Source organism: Pseudomonas sp. GW821-FHT02B10, from assembly GCF_059421865.1.
Genome location: NZ_JBWKVU010000012.1, coordinates 22,259 through 41,155, shown reverse-complemented (window position 1 = coordinate 41,155; position 18,897 = coordinate 22,259). Strand labels below are relative to the sequence as shown.

Sequence of the window (18,897 nt, the reverse complement as noted above, 5' to 3'; positions counted from 1 at the left end):
TCATGGACATCGAAACCGTCAATAACCAGCTCTCGCAAATGGTCGAAAAGGCCGGCAATGAGGTTCAGTCAAAACTGACCGCCGCCGACATGAACGACCCGGCGCGGATGCTCCAGGCGCAGTTTGCGATTCAGCAATATTCAACCTTCGTCACGTATCAAAGTGCGGTGATGAAAGCGGTCAAGGACATGCTTTCAGGGATCATTCAAAAAATATGAAGGTCCTTGAGCGCGATGTGTGTCGCATTGTCTGCGAGACCGGCCTGGCGGCGGTCAATCACGGTTTCGTCGAACAGGTCGAAACCATTCGCAGCGCCCTGCCCCACCTGGTGAGCGACCCCGCGGACCTGCGGATTCTGCAAGCGACCTTACTGATCGGCCTGTCACGCAGACATGAAGCGCTGGCGTTGTTGGCCGGCGACGCCTCGGACGAAGCCAACACGCTTCGGCGCTTGATCGAAAGCGCCTCCCAGGACGCGCTAACCATCCCTGCGCAGCCCACCCCACCCCCTCAACTTGCCTGAGACCTCTCCCATGGAAATCGAAGCTGTGCGCATGGCCGCACTTCACGTGCCGAAAGATTCCGCGCCCTCGCCCCCCACGCCGACCGATATTGCCGCGTTCAACCAGGCGTTGTTCGGCCAGGTGGACAGCCCTGCGGAGATATCGGCCCTCAGCCAGTTGCAGAATCAATCCCGTACCCTGAGTAGCGCCGTGGCAACGGCCCGTGAAAGCGTGCTCGACAGTCCGTTGAAAATGCTCTCTGCACAGTCGAACATGTTGCACGCCATCGTCGAAGTCGACCTGATCGCCAAGACCGCCGGATCCCTTGCCCAAGGGGTGAACAAGCTGGTGAGCATGCAATGACCAGGGACTGGTTGCGCCTGGGCTGCATCGGCGTGCTGGTGCTGATGCTCAGCGGCTGCAAGGTCGAGTTGTACAGTGAGTTGTCCGAAGCCGACGCCAACCAGATGCTGGCGCTGTTGCTACTGCGCAATATCGATGCCAGCAAGGAAATCGCCAAGGGTGGACTTGTCACGATCAAGGTCGATAAGACGCAGTTCATCAATGCCGTCGAACTGTTGCGCCAGGAAGGGCTGCCACGTGAAAAGGTAGCGACCCTGGAGGACCTGTTTCCCTCCGGCCAGCTGGTGACTTCACCGGTGCAGGAACACGCGAAGATCCTCTATCTGAAAGAACAGCAGCTGGAAAAAATGCTGCAGGCCATGGATGGCGTGATCAGCGCCCATGTGTCGATTGGCGAAGGGATCAGCCAGAACCCGCGCGAGACCGCAAAGCCTTCGGCCTCGGTCTTCATCAAATACAGCCCCGAGCGCAATTTGCTCAATCGCGAAACCGCGATCAAGAGCCTGATCTTCAACAGCGTGCCCAACCTGCTGACCGAGAACATCAGCATCGTCCTGCAGGCCGCCGATTACCGCTATCAGCCGCTCCCCGAGCAGCCCGGGCCAAACCCTGCGCCGCTCACATGGCTGGAGCGCAATCGTCTGCCGCTCATGCTCCTGCTGGCAGCATTGGCGGTACTGATCCTCGCGATCACGCTTGGCAAATGGTTGCGGTCCAGAAGCCAATGACCCAGGTAGCCATCGACCAGAGCGTACAACACTTGCATCAATGGGGCTGGCAACCAGGCGCCTGGATGCATGAAGGCTGGTGGCCCCACCTCGGACTCGCTCCCTGGCGCACGGTCTACCGCAGTCGCCCGGCCTGTCGTCCGAGTATCGACCGCTTGATCCTGCGACACCGCGGCATCACCTGGACGTCGTTGCCCGCCGGCCTCGACGCCAGGCAGCGCGCCATGCTCGCGCTGGAGCCACGCTTGCCCCAACTGGTCATCGCCCTCGGGGTCGTGGCGCTGAACTGTCCCGATCACCTGTTGATCAAGGACCATCGCCAGGCACTTGAGCCCTACCTGGATGAACGACACTGCGACCATCTGCTGGCCTTGCACCGAGGCTGGAGCCACACCGAGCCGGCCCTGCCCGCTGACACTCTGAGCCAGGCGGCCTTGCACGCCGGCACTCGTTGGTGGCTACGCGATGTCGAACAAGCCCCGCTCAATGATCTGCTCACCCTGCGCTTGCCGCCGGTTGCCGATGCCCTGCTCGCGGTCCGGGAAAACGCGACCCAGTGGCTGACCAAGCTCGGTCGTTTTTTATGAACCCACTCAACATTCCCTGTATTGCCCTGCATGGCCGTACGCCCCACGCGGTGGTCATTCCTGCCGCAGAACTGGCGCAATATTTCAATGCCACCTCGGTGCTTGCCCATGCCCGCGCAGAAGCCGAAGCACTGCAACGGCAGGCCCGTGAATGCCTGGCCCAGGCCGAGGAGGAAGCCCAGCAGATGCGCATTCGGGCCCGGGATCAAGGTATTGCCGAGGCGGCCAGCGAACGTGAAGCTTTGCGCCAACGCCTCATCGAGGAAACCCTGGACTGGCATGTCGCTGAAACCGCTCTGGAAGCCACCCTGGCCCAACACCTCGACACACGGCTACGCGCCCTCGTTGCCCAGGTCCTGGAGGAGTTCATCGGTGAACAGGATGGCGTCGAGCTGATGGTTCGACGTGTGCAGCAGCGGCTCCTGACGTTTCTTGCCCAGGGCGCTCTGACTGTCCGGGTCTGCGCCGATTGCGAGCAGCACGTCCGACACACCTTTGCCGACTACCCTCAGGTCCGGGTACTCGGCAGCTCTTCGCTGGCGACGACTCAGGCCTTGCTGGAAACGCACCTGTTCACCCTGCGCATCGATCTCGACGCCCACCTTCAATCGCTCCTGTCGCGTTTGCGGCAGGTCCCGCATGAGTCCCCTGCCAATGATTACCAAGACCGACTCCGCCAGCATCAAGCCGACTCCGCTGATTCAGAACCCGGCGCCTCGCCCCCTGCCCGGCGCCACACAAGTCTTCCCAGCGCAATCTGCCCTTGAACTGGCGCGCACCGAATTCGATATGCAGGCCACGGGTCTTGATTTCATGCCCACCGAGGTGTCAGGCGATGCATTGTCCGAAACCCTGGAAAACATGGGGTTTGCCCTTGGCTCCTATAAGCAGGCCACAGGTCGCGGGACAAGTGATGGCAAGTCTGAACGCCCGCGTAGCCGCGCCATGCTCCAGCAACTGGTCAAGCACGTCACGGCAACCGCCTCGGCGCAAATGGAAGACCTGCATAAACACACATTGGCCATTGATGAAGCGTCGGATCTTCTAGGGTGCATGGGTGACAAAGGGCTCGATGCGGGAGAAATGGCCCTGCTGCTGGGATCGCTGCTCGGGCGGAAAAACCTGGGTGGCGCACAGCGTAAACGTCTGGAAGATGCTCTGTGCGCAGTGATGGACGATGACGAATGGACATTGAAGCTCTTCAATCGCCTGGAGTTCGGCAGCACCGGCAAAAACAGCTTTCTCGCCCTCAAGCAGCTCTACCAGCGTGCCACTTCACGTCGTACGCGCCTGGTGCAATGGTTCGAAGAGTTCCGCCAACTGCACGATCGCCAGCGCAAACTGAAAACGCTGATCCGGACCCTGGCTTTCGAACTCTCGGCTGAAGGTCCGGCCATGGATGCCCAATTGGGCTCGGTGATCACCGACCTGAAACGCATCATGCTGTTTTTCGGCATGGAAGATCATTGTCACCGCGTTGCCCGCACACTGGCTATCGACGGCCTGGATGGCGATGGAGTCATCGGCACATTACTGGAAATCGTCCAGCAGTCGTGGATGCATGTGGACTGGCTCGAACAACAGACCTCACGCCAGGTGCCCGACGCACGCGGGCAATACGCCTATGTGCGACACATGGGGGAGTTGGTGAAATTAATGACGGATGAGTGCTTCGAGGATGATGAGCAACGAAAAATGATTACCGAGGTGTTTTCCGAGTATCAGGAAAAACTGTCGGACGAAGGCCTGTGAAAACCGGCCGGACCGACCATGGATCGGCCCGGGCCCTTTATCAGGCGCGATCGAGCAGCGCTTGAGCCTGTGTAAAGTCTGCACGCCTGACGCTGGTCACCTCGGGTTCCCATAACGGGTTCATTGGTATGTGGTAGCCGCTATTCTTCGCTTGCAGGATCAGTTCGGCCATTTGCCGACTGTTCTCGATCACACAGATTTCATCAAATGCTCCGAGTCTGGCCGGCAAGAAAAACGTCGCCGGATAGTTGGTGGCGCTATCGCTGGCCGGGCTGCCCGAGTCCGCGTTGTGGTGAACCACCCGCTCGCCCATGCCCACCAGGGCCGTATTGATCACTGGAATCATCTCGGCGATACGGCTCGTGGCGTTGCCGATATCCGGATCTTCCTTGCTGTAAAAGCTGCCGGCGCTTGCATAATCCTGGCGCAGCTCCTGCGCCAGGTTTCTGGGGCGCGAATCCGCTGTCCTGGCGCTGTATCCGTCGATGCGAGCCTTGAACACGTCGTGCGCGACATCCGGGACCGGAAGATTGTCTTGCGGCCCCAGATCGCTGATATGAGGTCCGATCAGATGCAAGTCATAGTCGGCCGTCAGCGCCTTACCCCCCGGCGCTTTCGCCAGGACTTCCAGCGGCTGTCCTTGCTGGCTGATCTGGTACAGGCCCTCGACCGCACCGGTTACCGCTTCAAACTTGTACAGTCTACCGCCGGGTGCTTTCGCGCTGAACCTGATGCAGCCCTCGGCATCCGCAGGTTGCATGTCCGTGATGAGATCAGCGGCCAGCAGCGTGCCCATGCGTTCCCTGGAAATCACTAGAGGAATGGCAACGGCGTGACCCTCCTCGATGCATTGGCGAGTCTGCCCGTTGAATTTATCAATACGCACCGGATCCGACGCCAGGCAGCCTTCGAGCTTGCTGAAAGCCTGATCGACACAGATCATTCCGGCCTGGGGCCCCCAGTTGGCGCTCTTGCCTTTGATATGGAAGTCTTTGGTGGGATGGCCCTCCTCAATCAGCCCGGTCGCCACAGTTTCAACTGGACGGATACCAATAATGCAGTTGTGCTCTTTCGCTACGCTCTGCAAGGGTGCTAAGTGACTGGCCACAATCCCTGTCCGATGCTGAACTTTTTCCATGACCTGCAATAGGTCGGACGCACTGTTTTTGGCCGAGCCCGGAGCCATTTGGCCTTCTATAGCCTTGTTCAGCGATGCAAGGCTGGCACCACTGGGTTGGATATGACTGAGCGGCAAACCGTTCATGCCTCTACTCCCGAAATTGAAGAAATACCCATGCAAGGATTCGCCAGGGGCACTTTTTCAGGTCAGGAAAAAGTCCCCGTCGCCCCCATTAAAACAAGCGGAAATGCCCCGCCGTCATGCCGGACGAGTCCAGATGAATATCGGGAGTCACGCTCTCTCCAAGTTGGCTCATCGCCTGTTGGAAGGTCTCATACTGGCGTTTATCCTCGGCGATCCTTACTTGCGCCGGGATCGATGCATCATGCCCACGACCAGCCCGGCGTTTGACGGTTTCATCAAACTCGCAATCCAGGCGCACCAAAACATGGGTGGCATCCTTGACCAGATGGGGGGTGGAAATGCCTTCAATCAAATAGGTTTCGCTCACCGGTACCTGGACTTGTTTGTGGGGGCCGCTGGTGTCGCGCTCTCCCCGTGGAAACCCACCAATCATCACCCCTTCGCGATAGGTGCTGGGCAACGGATAGCTGAACTCGCGCCCTGTTGAGAGGGCCTCTAAAAGCTGTTCTGTCAGTGGGCGATTGAACGAGTCGGCATGCCCGTGAACGACAGGCCAGTCTGCCACTGGCAACCCCTGGTTGGCGGGAATGGCACTCAGCTCCGAGAACGATTTCAGGAAGTGGTCGGTCTTGACCGACTCGAACTGCAATGCTTTCTCCTGTAGCGCGCCCGTCAACACCGACTTGCCGGATGCAGAAGGACCGGCGATGAAGATGATCATGGGTTTGCCGGGCTGCTGCTTCTCGTTGATTTTTTCCAGAATGAGCGCCGCGACTTTCTCGGTGCTTACCACCGTACCTGGACGCATAGGCGCGCCAATCCCGGCCGCGCCTTCAGACTTTTTTACAGTCGTGCCCTCAAGGGGTGCGGATGCGGTTGACGGTGCGACGCCCCCCATGGCTTTGGTCGCGCTTTTTTGTTGCTCTTCGGTTTCGAAATTCACGTAATCGTCCGGGAACTTGAAGTGCGATTCCATCGAGGACCAGAAGTCCTGGTTCTGCTGCTGGCTCTTGTCCCAGATCCGCTCTGAAAGCGACAACACATCGTTGCGCATCAGATCCGGTTGTTCCTGAGCCTGGCGCACCACGCTATCGACGTGCCCGCGTAATCCGTTGGGGCCGGTCGCTTCGATCGTGCTCTTGTTCGGGCGGCTGAAATAGCGATCGCCACGGAACTCGTTGCCCTTCAGCGTCTGGTAATCCTCACCGATCTTGTCAATGAAGTCGGCAAGCATCTGGCTACCCGGGTGGCTGGCCAGCAACGCATTGGCAAAATAAGGCGTCGCGCTGCCACTGGCTTCGTTCTTGCCTTCGGCCAGCCCCACCAGCATCAGGTTCGGATGCGCCTGCAGTACGCCATTGAGTGGCTGCATGCATTCCAGATCGATGTCTGCGTATACGCCACCATGCTCGTGCAGGATCTCATAGCGGGCAATGTCGGATGCGGCCGGGTACGCGCCATTGCGGCCGATGATTTCATGTTGATAGGCATCCTTGTTCTTGAGCTGGATATCACTGCGATTGCTCAAGTCACGGATCTCGATGTTTTTGACATCACTGAATTTTTCCTGCAACGCGCTCAGTTTCGCAGTATCGCGTTGGGGATTGCTCGCGCAGCGGTCCCAGGACTTGACGGTCTGGTCCAGGATCAAACGTTCGGCTTGCAGGAATTTGTCGTCATTGCCGCGCGTGTGCTGCTGAAATGCCGCCAGCACTTGACCCGCATTCTGCGGAGTCACCTTGGCGGCACCCGACAACAACTTCTCTTTCCAGGACTCGTTACCCTTGGCCGACAGCTCTTTGTTCAGTTCGCTCAGTGCCTGTTTTTGTGCCCCCAGGTTCAGCAACGCATCGGTGTTACCCAGGGTGGTCTTGAGCTGGCTGAACAAGCCGCGCAAAGGCTTCTCGGCCTGGTAGTCCGGAAATACCTTCTCGGCCTCTTGTCGGGCGGTCTTGTTGGTGGCGTAAGCATCGAACTGTTGCGAGTCCACCCATAACATGACCGTACTGCCCGGATTCTTTTCCGCCCATTGCCTCAGGTATTTTTCCTGGTCGCCACCCGGTTGGGAGCCAACCCAAACCATATGGATATTGGACGGGACCGTCTTGAATTCACTCTTTGGATAAACTTCGGAAAAGGCCTTTGGGGCCTGAACGCCATCAACTCCGGAAGTAGACGACAGCGGCTGTTGTGACAAGACAGAGGCATTCTGGATGTGCATAGGAACTCCTTGGCAACAAGATTAAGCACGCAAAAGGCATGAATAGACGTTGAACGCCCCAAATTTGGAATTTATTCAATAACGACCAACGATGAGTGGCTACCGAGGTTCAGATCAGAGAATAAGAGTCTTCAGTTTTCATGCACTTTCGCAGCAAGTATCAGTGTCACCAGATTGCTCCCCGACAACTTACGACTTTATCGGTTTTATACCGGTTTTCACCGCGCGCCCCTGATGTCTTGCATAGGTGAGTGATACCGCCCCCACAATATCTCGATAACCTGCACGGCACTGGCGCAGGCATTGGCGCATTGTTCCAGCGCCTGGAACTGCGCGGCAGGTTGTGGCTGACGCAATTGTCCGCGCACCCGGTGTTCGGCCTGTCGAAGTCTGTCCAGCAAGTGCCGGCGCAATGTGCCCTGGGTATCGGCGAACAAGGCATCTTCCAGATAGGTGATACGGGCCATTCAACTTCCTTTTTCAATCTGCTGATTCAGAGTGGCAGTGGCAGCGATATCAGCTCTTGGTCCTTGAGCAAGGCCATCGACAAGCGATCGAGCGCATAAATGCGGTAGCCACTTGGTAAAACACTGCCTTGCTGCAAGCGCATGCCATTGGCCAGTTGCACATAGGGGGAATCCACATTGCCGCCAATGCCGACAATCGATGAGGGTAAGTAGCGTTCGGCCGAGGCCATTCCCGGAATGCTCTGGAAAACCGCCGACAGGCGTGGGGCACCGTCGCGATTGAAGGCATCGAGCACTTCGGTCACCGTGGCCATGCGCTGGGCATCCAGTTGGCCGCTGACCCGCAAGGCCTTGTCCGACACCCTGACACTCAAGCCGCCCAACACTTGGCGCGCCGTCAGCCGGGATAGTAAATCATCGAACAGCAGCGCCTGGTCATTGACCACCCGCCACCCCTCCAGCGCCTGAATCGCCCGCAGTTGGGCGCTGGTGCGCTGCCATGTCGTGTCCGCGACGATATTGCCGAAAATCACCACGCGATCCAGTCGCGTCCCGCTCTTGACCTCGACATCCCGATAACCGTTCAAGCTCAGCACCGAGCGCACACTGTCGAGCAAGCTGTCGGCGCAAACGCTCTCGTCATACACCAGCAGCCCCCTTGCGCGCAGCTTGGCGCGCAAGCCTGCGACGCTGGGCGAGGAATGACACAGGCCCTTGAGGACGAGGCTACCCTGGTTGCCCCGCTGGACACTCAAGCCGGCGAGCTGCGGATCCTTCAATTGCGTGGCCAGCCATTCATCCTGGTCAAGGACCGGTACCCTGAGTGTCGGTTGCCAGGCCAGCAGCCCCACGGCCAACACCAGCCCACAGACCGCGGCCAGGGCTCCCCAATGCCACACGGACGCGCGCGCCGGGCTACGCCGCGTCAGTCGCGCGGGCACCCCTGGCGTGGACAGCTCATCGCCGGATCGACCCAGTACAAAAGCCTGTCCGGCAAGATCGATCACCCGGCCCAGCGGCAGTGCCTGTTCCAGCTCCCAGGGTTGCCCTTCGACCCAGGCAGGCGTCGCGCACGCCAGCCGGATGGCCTCCTCATCGATCGACAAGGTCGCCTGGGCATCTTGCTCAAGGCACAGGGCAATGTCCGAGTCCGAGCCGCCGATCCGCAGTTCGCCCACGGGCAATGCCAGCTCACGGCCACTTAACGGCCCGTTCAGCCACTTGAGTTTGTAGGTACAGTCCATCAGTGGCCTATCAGGGTTGATGCCAGGGATCAGCTTTGATCAGAAACAGACGGACCGTTTGGCGGTTGATCTTCTGCGTCGATCTGAAGAACCGGCCAATGAAGGGGATGTCGCCCAGCAATGGGATCTTGCGCACGCTTTCGCTTTCCTCATCCTGGACGAAGCCGCCCAGCAACAAGGCTTGCCCGGCCTTGAGCAAGGCATGGGTGGAAATTTCCGAATTCAACGTCTGGGGCAAAGGCTCTCTCTGGCTGATCGGGTCGGTTTGCCGCCCATCCTGGATAATCAGGCTCAACATGACTTCCTGCCTGCTCCCTTCCCCGATCACGCGCGGAGTCACGCGCAGCAGCGATCCGGCCGATATGGACTCCAGCTTGGCGACATTTTCCGCCACCAGTTTGGTGTAGAACGTGATGTTGCGATCAAGTACGGCCTGCATGTTGTTCAGCGTGACCACCGAGGGACGCGACAAAATGCGCGCCTTGGCGTTTTGCTCCAGGGCATTGAGGCGGATCATGAAGTTGCCGGTGTTGGCGATCACCGTGGAGAAATTGCCGGAATCAAAGCCTTCACCCGTGTTCAAGCTGACCCCTACGCCACCGATGCGCGCCCCCCCCGACCAATCGATCCCCAAGGCGCCGAGGTCCTGGGAGTTGACGTCGATGATCGCTACCGAGATCTCGACCAGCGATGGTTTGTGATCCAGCCGGGCAATCAGGTCGGTATACAGCGACAGGTTGAGCTTGCGATCGCGCACCAGTACCGCATTCTGTCGCGGATCGGCGGAAAACATCGGCAAGCTGCGATCGTCCGCCGACGGCTCTCCCTGGTTTTCCTTGAGCGGCAAGGTGCGTCCCTGCGCCATGTCCTTGAGCACCGAAACAACACCGGGCACCACCACTTGCTGGTTGCGATAGGTGTACTGGGTGTCGGCGGCGGCGGCGTACTTCAAGGCAAACAGCTCGATGGCCTCCTGGTTACGCTCGCGATTGAATTTCTGCTGATCGAGCCCTTCGGCCAGGCGCGACACCCGCTCCATGCAGGCGGGGACACCCTGCACTTCCAGCGCATTGGAGCTTGGGACACTGCGCACCCGGCAGTAACGCTTATCCAGAATGCCGGTGGACTGCAACTGGGTCATCAAGGTCTGTACCGGCAGATACGCCGGTGTCAGCAATTGGCTGCCCACCTCCTGCGCCTTGTAGACATGAATCGTCTGCCCGTCGTAGTACCAGGCAAGCTGATAGAGCTGCGCCAGGTGTTCGAGCGTCTGTTCGGGCGTACCGCCGTCCAGGCGGCCGATAAAGGACTCGCCAATCTGCGGGCTGACGATCACCGGAACACGATAGTTGGCCCCCAGATCGCGCAAGACATCGGCCAGCTTGGCGCCACGGGTGTTCAAGAAGAAGGCTGGCGCGTCCTGGGGCGCAATCGCGCCACTTGCACCCAGGGTTACGCCCAAGACCGCCACTCCCGCCAGGCAGCCTCTCAGCCACTTCATGCCAGGCGTCCCACGGTACGAGTCTCGGTGGGTGCGGGGGGTGACGCGTCATGGGTGGCGAACCAACAGGCGACGGACAACTGTTGTTGCACGCGCGCCTCCAGTTCCCGGGGAGGGCACTGGCTGTCATGGCGGCGAATCAGGAAAATATCCTCACCGTCCAGTAACAGACTGTCGTCCAGACTCTCTGGTATCGATGCCAGCCACAAACTGGTGCGAACCAGCCATTCGTCATCGATGGATGTGCGTTCGATGGCCAAGGCAACGCACAACCCCAACGGGTATTCCCAGCACCATCCGCGGACACCGGACAGGGTCATGTGCCAACGCTGCCCCACTCTCGAATGCACGCGAATGGTTTCAAGTCCAGCCAGGGAAGATGGAAAATTCATAGCGTTGTCGATGAAGGGAATTACACGATTTTGTCAGTTTTGGGGAAAATCTAAATCCGGTAATGACCTGAACCCTATAGCCTTCGCGCCCCAGCCCCTAAAAAAAATCAGGTTTTTGATCATGCTGTCATATCTGCAAACTACGCCTGCCCCACAACGGATCCTGATCGTCGAAGATCATTATTTGCTCATCTACGGCATCAAGATTCTGCTTTCGGCGATGCCTGGCTACGAGGTCGTCGGTGAAATCGTCGACGGCCTGAACGTGTACGCGGCCTGCCAGGAGCTCAAGCCCGACGTGGTACTGCTCGACCTCGGCCTGCCCGGCATGGATGGCATCGATGTCATCCGCCAGCTGAAACGACGCCGACCCGAGCTGACCATCGTGGTGGTCACCGCTGACGCCTCCGAGCACCGCGCCCGCGATGCATTGGCCGCGGGCGCGCTCGGCTACATCTTGAAGAAGAGCTCCCAACAGGTACTGTTGGCCGGCTTGCAAACCGCCATCGCCGGCCAGGTCTTCCTCGATCCCGCGCTCAACCTGGCGCACGTGACCAGCGCCCCGAATGTCGGCGGGCAGGGCAACCTGACCACCCGGGAACGCCAGATACTCAAGCTCATCGCCGAAGGCGACCGTAACCGGGATATCTCCGAAAAACTCTCAATTACCATCAAGACGGTCGAAACCCACCGCCTGAACCTCATGCGCAAGCTCGATGCGCATAACATTGCGGACCTGGTCAACTGGGCGTGCCGCCTGGGTATCCACTGAAGGTGCGTGACGGGCCTAATGGGTCTTCTGCAAAATCAACCCGCGCAGGTAGCCGACTTCTTCACAGCTCAGCCACTCGCCGTGGCTGACCCGGGTCTCCTGGTCCTGCGCCCATGTGTACACCCGATCAAGACCACCCTGACCGGCACACCCCTTGAGCGTATGCAGTAGCATCAGCAGGCCTGCGCGATCCTGTTTGCGGCACGCGGCTTCGATATCCCGGTGCACGATCTCGAGCGTTTCATAGAACCTGGCGCGCAGCGAGGTGTCCGCAAGGTTGAAAAGCGGTTGCTGCAACTTGCGGTTAGGTGCCAGGTCGATTCCCCGCGCCAACTGCAGCGAAACGACCTGCTCGACCCCGCTCGCCAGTTGCTCCAGGCTGACGGGCTTGGCGAGATAGCCATTCATCCCCGCGGCCCGGGCTCGATAGCGCTCGTCGGGCAGTGCATTCGCCGTGAGCGCCATGATGGGGGTGTCCGGGTCCAGCATCCCGCTGGCCATGTCGCGCCAGAGCCGGGTGACTTGCAGGCCGTCCATGTCCGGCATGCGAATATCCATCAGCACCCAATCGAAGACATGGGTTCTTCCGCAGCGCAACGCCTCTTCCCCCGAGGAGGCCGAATAGGCCAGGTGCCCAAGCTCCTGGAGCATCTTGCCGACGATATCGCGATTGACTTGCATGTCATCGACCACCAGGACCTTGAGCGCCCAGGCACAGGGGGCAATCGAGGCCGGTTCATCGCCCGGTAACTTCTCCTCGAACAGAATGGCGCTGACCTTCTGCCATAACCGGCCAGGCAGATAGACCAGCTCAGGCATATCGAGCAAGGGCGAATCTCCCGGCTGGGCTTCGATGCCCCAAATGGCCAACTGCGTCTGCAATGCCGCCGGGGCCGGCAGCCGGGCTGAAAAGGCCAAGGAGGGTTCACTGGGATCGCATATCGGCAGCAACAGGGTGAAGGTCGATCCTACGCCAACCTGACTGTCGAGCAGGATTTCCCCGCCCATCAGGTTCGCCAGCCGCGACGCAATGGCCAATCCCAGGCCGCTGCCGTTGTCATGGGCGCGCACCTGGATGAAAGGCATGAAGATATCGAGCTGATTCTCTTCCGATATGCCTTTACCGGTGTCGCGCACTGCGATGACCAGCATCTCCGCCCGCCGTTCCAGCCGGACGCAGACCTCGCCCTGCGCGGTGAATTTCACGGCATTGGCCAAGAGGTTGATCAGGATCTGTTGCACCCGCACGCCGTCGAGGGACATCGAGCGAGGCACATTGGCCGCCACCAGGGTACGCAGCGACAAGTGTTTTTCCTGTGCCCGCAAATTGATCGTCAGCAACACCTGATCGAGCATTGGCAGGATCGCCGTCTGCTCGTAGGACAATTCCAGCTGTCCGGCTTCGATTCGAGAGAAGTCCAGCAGGTTGTTGATGATGCTCAACAAAAAGCCGGAGGACTGACGCGCGGTGCCGATCAGTTCCTGCTGTTGCTCGGACAGGCTACTGCGCTCGAGCAGGCTGAGCGCGCCGACAATGCCGTTGAGCGGCGTGCGTATCTCATGGCTGATGCTCGTCAGGTGTTCGCTCTTGCGGTGGCTGGCCCGCTCGGCGATACGCTTGGCCGCATCCAGTTCGCGGGTTCGCCTCCTGACCTTGTCTTCCAGTGTCTGGTGATAGGCATTGAGGGTCTTGAGCAACGTGTTATAGGCACTGGCAATGCGACCCAGCTCATCCTTGCGCCCTTCCGGCAAGCGATAGCTCAGGTCGGTGAGCTGTTTCTGGCGATGGATGAGCTCGACGATATGACTCAGGGGCCGACCCAGCTGGCGCTGGAGGATCAGCGCGATAAACACCAGTAACAACAACTGGGCCAGCAGCGTCCAGGGCGCTGTCGACCCCAGCAACGGCAGTACCCGGTCCATCGCGACATCACCGCGCGCGATGGCGAACAACTGCCATGGCGGCCCCTTGAGCCGTGTACAGTCGACAATAAAACCCGCCATTTCCATAGCCTTGCGCTGGCAGTCCGGTTGCACGCCCTGGGCGGCAAGCATTGCGCTCTCCTCCCTGTTGTCGCTCCATAACAGGCTGCCGCCGGCATCACGCAGGATGTACGAAAAGTCATATTTGCGCGCGTTCAGGTCGTCGATCCGCAACAACTGCCCGGCGGTGATCCCCGAATGCGCGTCAACCGCGGTCACGGCACTGCGCAGGTGCCCCTGACCATCCTCGAACACGCTGCCCCAGCAGTTGTCGCTGGTGGTCGATCGGTACTGACGCGACAGCAGCGCGTGCATCTTGGCCTGCATGTCGGCAGCCGTCTGGCCCTCGGGGCGGTAGAAAAACACGCCCTGCCCCGGCACCAACAGAAAGGTTTCCGTCCGGTTGACCGAGTCCGAGTTGCCAAAGATCTCAATGACCTGGCCGGCAACGGCAATGCGTTCCTGGTCCACATCGACCCCGTCGAAGGGGACGAACACCGTGTGTTTCAGTTCGTTGCTCTGGGTACCCGACAGGCTCGCATTCCTGAGCAGCTCGCTCCACAGGCGCAACAAGGTGTTGACCCTGACCTGGGACAACTCATAACGACGATTCTCTTCCTCGGCCACCCTGTTCAGTTCCCAGGCCAGGTCTTCCCTGACTTCGACCTCGGCCTTGCTGTAGCGGTAATAAAAACTGATGGTCTCGGACAGCAGCCAGAATGCGCTCATGGCGCAGGTCAGGGTGACGATGACACTACGGGTCAGTGAGGCTTGCCAAAGTTTATGCATGTGGATAACGGTCTCGACAGGCTGCACAACGCACAGCACACAAAACGATACGCCACGAGACAGGCTTGATAAATCAGGTGAAGGCCCGATAGCTCGAAGGCCCGCCTACTCGGGATCATTGCCACCGGATGACGTAGCCACCACAGACCCGCTCCATAAGGCCGTGGAGCGGAGCGCCCGCTAGCCCATTGTGTACAAAATAAGGATGCAGATGGACCTACAAACGCAACGCAGCCTTGAAGAGTTCCTGCGTTTGTCGGACCTTTGCCCTGGCCGTGTCGAGGCGCGGATGGAGTTTTCCCTGCCGCCCTTTCGGTTATACATCGAATACACCCAGGACCGGGTGCTGCTTTCACTGGCGCACCCGGTCGAAGCCTGTCGGCGTTTCAGTACGCTCAAAGCCCTGCTGGGGCACTGCCACCCGGCATCCACCCAGGGGGTCGCGCTGCGCGCTTATATCGTGGGCGACCAGCAAATGCTCAGTGGCGCACTGGTACCCGACAGTAACGTCACACAATGGATCGAGTGCCTGAAATGCATGCGGCGGCTGCTCGAACGCCACGCCGGGGATCGTCAATGAACCGCCTCGGTCACTGGCTTTCGCTGGCCGCGGGCCGCCAGGACATCGTGCTGGCGGTGCTTCTGCTGCTTGCGGTGTTCATGATGATCGTTCCGTTGCCCACTGGACTGGTGGACCTGCTGATTGCCATCAACCTCACGATTTCCATCGTGCTGTTGATGATGGCCCTGTATATCCGCGAGCCGCTGGAGTTCTCGACCTTCCCGGCCGTCTTGCTGATCACTACCCTGTTCCGCCTGGCGCTGACCATCAGCACCACCCGCTTGATTCTGCTGCAGGCGGACGCCGGTGAAATCGTCTACACCTTTGGCAACTTCGCCGTCGGGGGCAACCTCGGTGTCGGCCTGATTGTGTTCATGATCATCACCATCGTGCAGTTCATCGTGATCACCAAAGGCTCCGAACGGGTCGCCGAAGTGGGCGCGCGCTTTTCCCTCGATGCGATGCCAGGCAAGCAGATGAGTATCGATGGCGACATGCGCGCCGGGATCATCGACGCCAATGAAGCCCGCCGCCAACGCGGCCTGGTCCAGAAGGAAAGCCAGCTGTACGGCGCAATGGATGGGGCGATGAAGTTCGTCAAGGGCGACGCGATTGCGGGCATCATCATTATCCTGGTCAACATCCTCGGCGGCACCGCGGTCGGCGTGTTCATCCATGGCATGAGCGCGGGCACCGCCATGTCCACCTACGCCATCCTGTCCATCGGCGATGGCCTGATCAGCCAGATTCCGGCGCTGCTGATCTCCATCACCGCCGGCATTATCGTGACCCGTGTCCCGGGGGAGCAGCGCAAGAACCTGGCCAGCGACCTGAGCGAGCAAATCACCCGCCAACCCCAGGCCTTGAGCCTGGCCGCCGGGGTGTTGCTGGTGTTCGCCCTGATCCCCGGTTTCCCGGTCATTTACTTTGTCGGCCTGGCCGGGGCGGTCTACGGCGGCGCCTGGTGGATCAGGAAACGTCAACCCCGTGCCGCCTCGAACGGCACCTCGGCCGATGCGCCGCCAGGCTTGATCGGCGACGACAGCCAGCCAGCGATGACGCCGGGGGCGATTCCACTGATGGTGCTCATGGCCAGCGACCTCGGGCGTTCAAGGGGGCTCGACGAGGCTTTCCAGCAGCTTCGGCAGAGGAAATTCGAACAGCTGGGCATTCCGCTACCCGACATCCACCTGCAGATCGATGCCTCGCTCGAAGCCGGGACCTTGCGCATTCTTTTGTACCAGGAGCCAGTCCTGACCCTGAAGGTGCCGGAGGGGTTGCTGCTGGCCGATGCGCACTCGATGCCCCTGGCGCAAGCACGACACCACGACAAATTGCCCTTTGGCGGCCATACCCTGCAATGGCTCGACCCCGAGCAGCATGAGACGCTGGCCGCCCTCGGCGTGGTGCTGCATCGGGACCAGGCCCGCATCACTCACTGCCTGTCCCTGGTCATGGACCGTTATGCCGCCGATTTCATCGGCGTCCAGGAAACCCGTTTCCTCATGGACTCCATGGAAAACAGCCATGCCGAACTGGTCAAGGAAGTGCAGCGGCAAATGCCCATCGGGCGCATTGCCGATGTATTGCAACGCCTGGTAGGTGAAGGCGTTTCCATCCGCGACCTGCGCAGTATTCTCGAAGCCTTGACAGAATGGTCACCGCGGGAGAAAGACCCGATCATGCTCACTGAATACGTACGGGTGGCCCTGCGTCGCCACATTGCCACGCGCTACCGTGGCAACCAGGCGTGGATCAGTGGCTGGATGATCGGCGACGGCATCGAGGGGCTGGTGCGTGAATCGATCCGGCAGACAGCCGCCGGCTCTTACTCGACGCTGGAAGCCACCCAGAACCAAGCCATTATCGAAGGCATCCGCGAACGCGTCGGCGACGGCGACCCACGTCGCGCCGTGCTGATTACCGCCATCGATGTCCGGCGGTTTGTACGCAAGATTGTCGAGCGTGAATACTCGGGCCTGCACGTCCTGTCATTCCAGGAACTGGGTGATGAAGTCGAGTTGCGTGTCATTGGCAACATCGACCTGATCGAGCAGGCTTGATATGCGCGCGCCGGAACTCACCACCCTGCGCGACTTGCTCGAGCAAAGGCCCGGCTTCGAGCGGGCGGGAGCCACGACAGCCGAGGTCGGCGAGCACTTCAACGGTCGAATCACCGAAGTCGGCCCGACCCTGTTGCGGGCGTCCCTGCCTGGCGTCGGGCTCGGCGAACGGTGTCGACTGGAACCGTCCGGGATCGAGGCCGAGATCGTCGCCGTGGAGGGTGATTACGCGGTGTTATCGCCCTTCAGTGAACCCCTTGGCGTGACCACCGGCAGCCATGTGCACGCACTGGGCAAACCCCATGAAATCGCCCTGGGGGACTTCCTGCTTGGCTGCGTCGTCGATGGCCTGGGGCGCCCGCTGGACGGCAGCGCTGCCCCGGCCGATTGCCTCTGGCGCGGCGTCGAGCGCGAGGCCCCCGAAGCCCTCACCCGCCCGATCATCGACACGCCCCTGCCGCTGGGCGTGCGTGCGATCGATGCACTGCTGACCTGCGGGGTCGGCCAGCGGGTCGGCATTTTTGCGGCGGCGGGAGGCGGTAAAAGCACACTGCTGGGGATGGTGTGCGATGGCAGCCTGGCTGACGTGATCGTGCTTGCCCTGATTGGCGAACGGGGACGCGAAGTCCGTGAGTTTCTTGAACATACGCTGTCCCCGGCCGCCCGCGAACGCACCATTGTGGTGGTGTCGACCTCCGATCGCCCGGCACTCGAACGGTTGAAGGCCGCCTACACGGCGACCACCATTGCCGAGTATTTTCGCGACCAGGGCAAGAATGTCCTGCTAATGATGGACTCATTGACCCGGTTTGCCCGCGCCGCCCGGGAAATTGGCCTGGCCGCCGGAGAACTGTGCGCTGCCGGCGGTTATCCGCCCAGTTTCTTTGCCCGCCTGCCCCGCTTGCTCGAACGCGCGGGCCCCGCCGCCATCGGCAGCATCACGGGGATCTACACGGTGCTGGTCGAGGGCGACAACATGAATGAACCGGTGGCCGACGAGGTGCGCTCGATTCTCGACGGCCATATCGTGCTGTCACGCAAGCTCGCCGAAGCCAACCATTATCCAGCCATCGATATCGGGGCCAGCGTCAGTCGGGTGATGAGCCAGATCGTCGATCCCGAGCATCGGCAGATGGCCGGCAAAGTGCGGCGCCTGATGGCGGCCTACAAGGACATCGAGTTGCTGGTCAGGGTCGGTGAATACCAGGCCGGCCAAGACAGCGAAGCCGATGAGGCCCTCGCCCGTCGTGACGCGATCCGGGGATTGCTGTGCCAATCCACCACGCAAAAGAACAGCTTCCAGGAAACCATCCAGCACCTATGCCAGACACTGACAGCCTGACCCTGCGGCGCCTGCTGTCACTCAAGCAGCGGCGCGAACAAAGCCTGCGTGCCGCACTGAGCGCGCTGGCCCGACAGGAAAGCCAACTGCAGGACAGCATCGCCCAGCTACTGCAGCAGCGCCGCCAACTGTGGCGCCAGTGGCGCGAATGCTGCGAGGTTTCACAAGTCCTCGATCACCGGGCGCTGCGGGACCTGAAGATCGAACTCGCCCAATACCACCAGCAAGACCATGCCATGACCGAACGGCTGGAAGCGTTGCACGCCGAACAGCAGCGGATCCGCGGTGAACAGGCGCAGGGGCAGATACAACTGCGCAAGCTGCTGGTGGAACAAGAAAAACTGAACTGGCTTCTGGAATGACC

At 60.3% G+C, this 18,897-nt stretch carries 19 protein-coding genes; 12 read left to right on the top strand and 7 right to left on the bottom strand.

Going from position 1 to position 18,897, the window contains the following annotated elements:
- The first annotated feature begins 2 nt into the window (after positions 1-2).
- From sctF to sctW, 7 genes are read left to right on the top strand one after another with little or no spacing between them, the layout of a single operon-like run.
- Complete coding sequence (gene sctF, locus AC07VU_RS23150) at positions 3-218, top strand: type III secretion system needle filament subunit SctF (RefSeq protein WP_053280186.1); 216 nt, start codon at positions 3-5, stop codon at positions 216-218.
- Positions 215-523: an EscG/YscG/SsaH family type III secretion system needle protein co-chaperone gene (locus AC07VU_RS23145; RefSeq protein WP_150052433.1), complete on the top strand. Its 309-nt coding sequence runs from the start codon at positions 215-217 to the stop codon at positions 521-523. The genes sctF and AC07VU_RS23145 overlap by 4 nt, the downstream gene beginning before the upstream one ends.
- A gap of 10 nt (positions 524-533) precedes the next feature.
- The gene (sctI, locus tag AC07VU_RS23140; protein WP_087091812.1) at positions 534-866 is read left to right on the top strand and encodes a type III secretion system inner rod subunit SctI; all 333 of its coding nucleotides are present in this window, start codon (positions 534-536) and stop codon (positions 864-866) included.
- Positions 863-1,594 (top strand): type III secretion system inner membrane ring lipoprotein SctJ, encoded by a 732-nt coding sequence (gene sctJ / locus AC07VU_RS23135; protein ID WP_087091813.1) that lies wholly within the window; start codon positions 863-865, stop codon positions 1,592-1,594. The genes sctI and sctJ overlap by 4 nt, the downstream gene beginning before the upstream one ends.
- A complete protein-coding gene (locus tag AC07VU_RS23130; RefSeq protein ID WP_495030544.1) occupies positions 1,591-2,181 on the top strand; it encodes a type III secretion system domain-containing protein in 591 nt (196 codons plus the stop codon). The genes sctJ and AC07VU_RS23130 overlap by 4 nt, the downstream gene beginning before the upstream one ends.
- Entirely contained in the window at positions 2,178-2,948 is a 771-nt protein-coding gene (locus AC07VU_RS23125; protein ID WP_495030543.1) for a hypothetical protein, read from the top strand. The genes AC07VU_RS23130 and AC07VU_RS23125 overlap by 4 nt, the downstream gene beginning before the upstream one ends.
- Complete coding sequence (gene sctW / locus AC07VU_RS23120) at positions 2,836-3,933, top strand: type III secretion system gatekeeper subunit SctW (protein ID WP_087091816.1); 1,098 nt, start codon at positions 2,836-2,838, stop codon at positions 3,931-3,933. Before AC07VU_RS23125 ends, sctW begins: the two co-directional genes overlap by 113 nt.
- A gap of 40 nt (positions 3,934-3,973) precedes the next feature.
- Here sctW and AC07VU_RS23115 read toward each other — a convergent pair whose 3' ends face one another.
- The 6 genes from AC07VU_RS23115 to AC07VU_RS23090 form a co-directional block, all read right to left on the bottom strand.
- Positions 3,974-5,197, bottom strand: coding sequence for an anthrax toxin-like adenylyl cyclase domain-containing protein (locus AC07VU_RS23115; protein WP_495030542.1), 1,224 nt, complete (start codon positions 5,195-5,197; stop codon positions 3,974-3,976).
- Positions 5,198-5,285: 88 nt separating this feature from the next.
- Positions 5,286-7,418: a TcdA/TcdB catalytic glycosyltransferase domain-containing protein gene (locus AC07VU_RS23110; protein ID WP_495030541.1), complete on the bottom strand. Its 2,133-nt coding sequence runs from the start codon at positions 7,416-7,418 to the stop codon at positions 5,286-5,288.
- Between the two features lie 218 nt (positions 7,419-7,636).
- Complete coding sequence (locus tag AC07VU_RS23105; RefSeq protein WP_495030540.1) at positions 7,637-7,885, bottom strand: EscE/YscE/SsaE family type III secretion system needle protein co-chaperone; 249 nt, start codon at positions 7,883-7,885, stop codon at positions 7,637-7,639.
- 26 nt (positions 7,886-7,911) lie between these two features.
- Complete coding sequence (gene sctD, locus AC07VU_RS23100; protein ID WP_495030539.1) at positions 7,912-9,129, bottom strand: type III secretion system inner membrane ring subunit SctD; 1,218 nt, start codon at positions 9,127-9,129, stop codon at positions 7,912-7,914.
- 10 nt (positions 9,130-9,139) lie between these two features.
- Positions 9,140-10,630, bottom strand: coding sequence for an EscC/YscC/HrcC family type III secretion system outer membrane ring protein (locus AC07VU_RS23095; protein WP_495030538.1), 1,491 nt, complete (start codon positions 10,628-10,630; stop codon positions 9,140-9,142).
- Complete coding sequence (locus AC07VU_RS23090; protein WP_143481903.1) at positions 10,627-11,022, bottom strand: hypothetical protein; 396 nt, start codon at positions 11,020-11,022, stop codon at positions 10,627-10,629. Before AC07VU_RS23090 ends, AC07VU_RS23095 begins: the two co-directional genes overlap by 4 nt.
- Before the next feature lie 121 nt (positions 11,023-11,143).
- Between AC07VU_RS23090 and AC07VU_RS23085 the strand changes: the two genes are divergently transcribed.
- A complete protein-coding gene (locus AC07VU_RS23085) occupies positions 11,144-11,794 on the top strand; it encodes a two component system response regulator (RefSeq protein ID WP_087091822.1) in 651 nt (216 codons plus the stop codon).
- Between the two features lie 15 nt (positions 11,795-11,809).
- Here the strand turns inward: AC07VU_RS23085 and AC07VU_RS23080 are convergent, their stop codons facing one another.
- The gene (locus tag AC07VU_RS23080) at positions 11,810-14,566 is read right to left on the bottom strand and encodes a two component system sensor kinase (protein WP_150052440.1); all 2,757 of its coding nucleotides are present in this window, start codon (positions 14,564-14,566) and stop codon (positions 11,810-11,812) included.
- A 211-nt stretch (positions 14,567-14,777) separates the two neighbouring features.
- Here AC07VU_RS23080 and AC07VU_RS23075 point away from each other — a divergent pair, with 211 nt between their 5' ends.
- The 4 genes from AC07VU_RS23075 to AC07VU_RS23060 are packed head-to-tail and all read left to right on the top strand — an operon-like array spanning position 14,778 to position 18,895.
- Positions 14,778-15,146, top strand: a complete 369-nt coding sequence (locus tag AC07VU_RS23075; RefSeq protein WP_087091824.1) for a type III secretion chaperone SycN — start codon at positions 14,778-14,780, stop codon at positions 15,144-15,146.
- Entirely contained in the window at positions 15,143-17,191 is a 2,049-nt protein-coding gene (locus AC07VU_RS23070) for an EscV/YscV/HrcV family type III secretion system export apparatus protein (protein WP_495030537.1), read from the top strand. The genes AC07VU_RS23075 and AC07VU_RS23070 overlap by 4 nt, the downstream gene beginning before the upstream one ends.
- A gap of 1 nt (position 17,192) precedes the next feature.
- Positions 17,193-18,533, top strand: coding sequence for an EscN/YscN/HrcN family type III secretion system ATPase (locus AC07VU_RS23065; protein WP_495030536.1), 1,341 nt, complete (start codon positions 17,193-17,195; stop codon positions 18,531-18,533).
- Complete coding sequence (locus AC07VU_RS23060; protein ID WP_102681242.1) at positions 18,512-18,895, top strand: hypothetical protein; 384 nt, start codon at positions 18,512-18,514, stop codon at positions 18,893-18,895. Before AC07VU_RS23065 ends, AC07VU_RS23060 begins: the two co-directional genes overlap by 22 nt.
- The last annotated feature ends 2 nt before the right edge of the window (positions 18,896-18,897 follow it).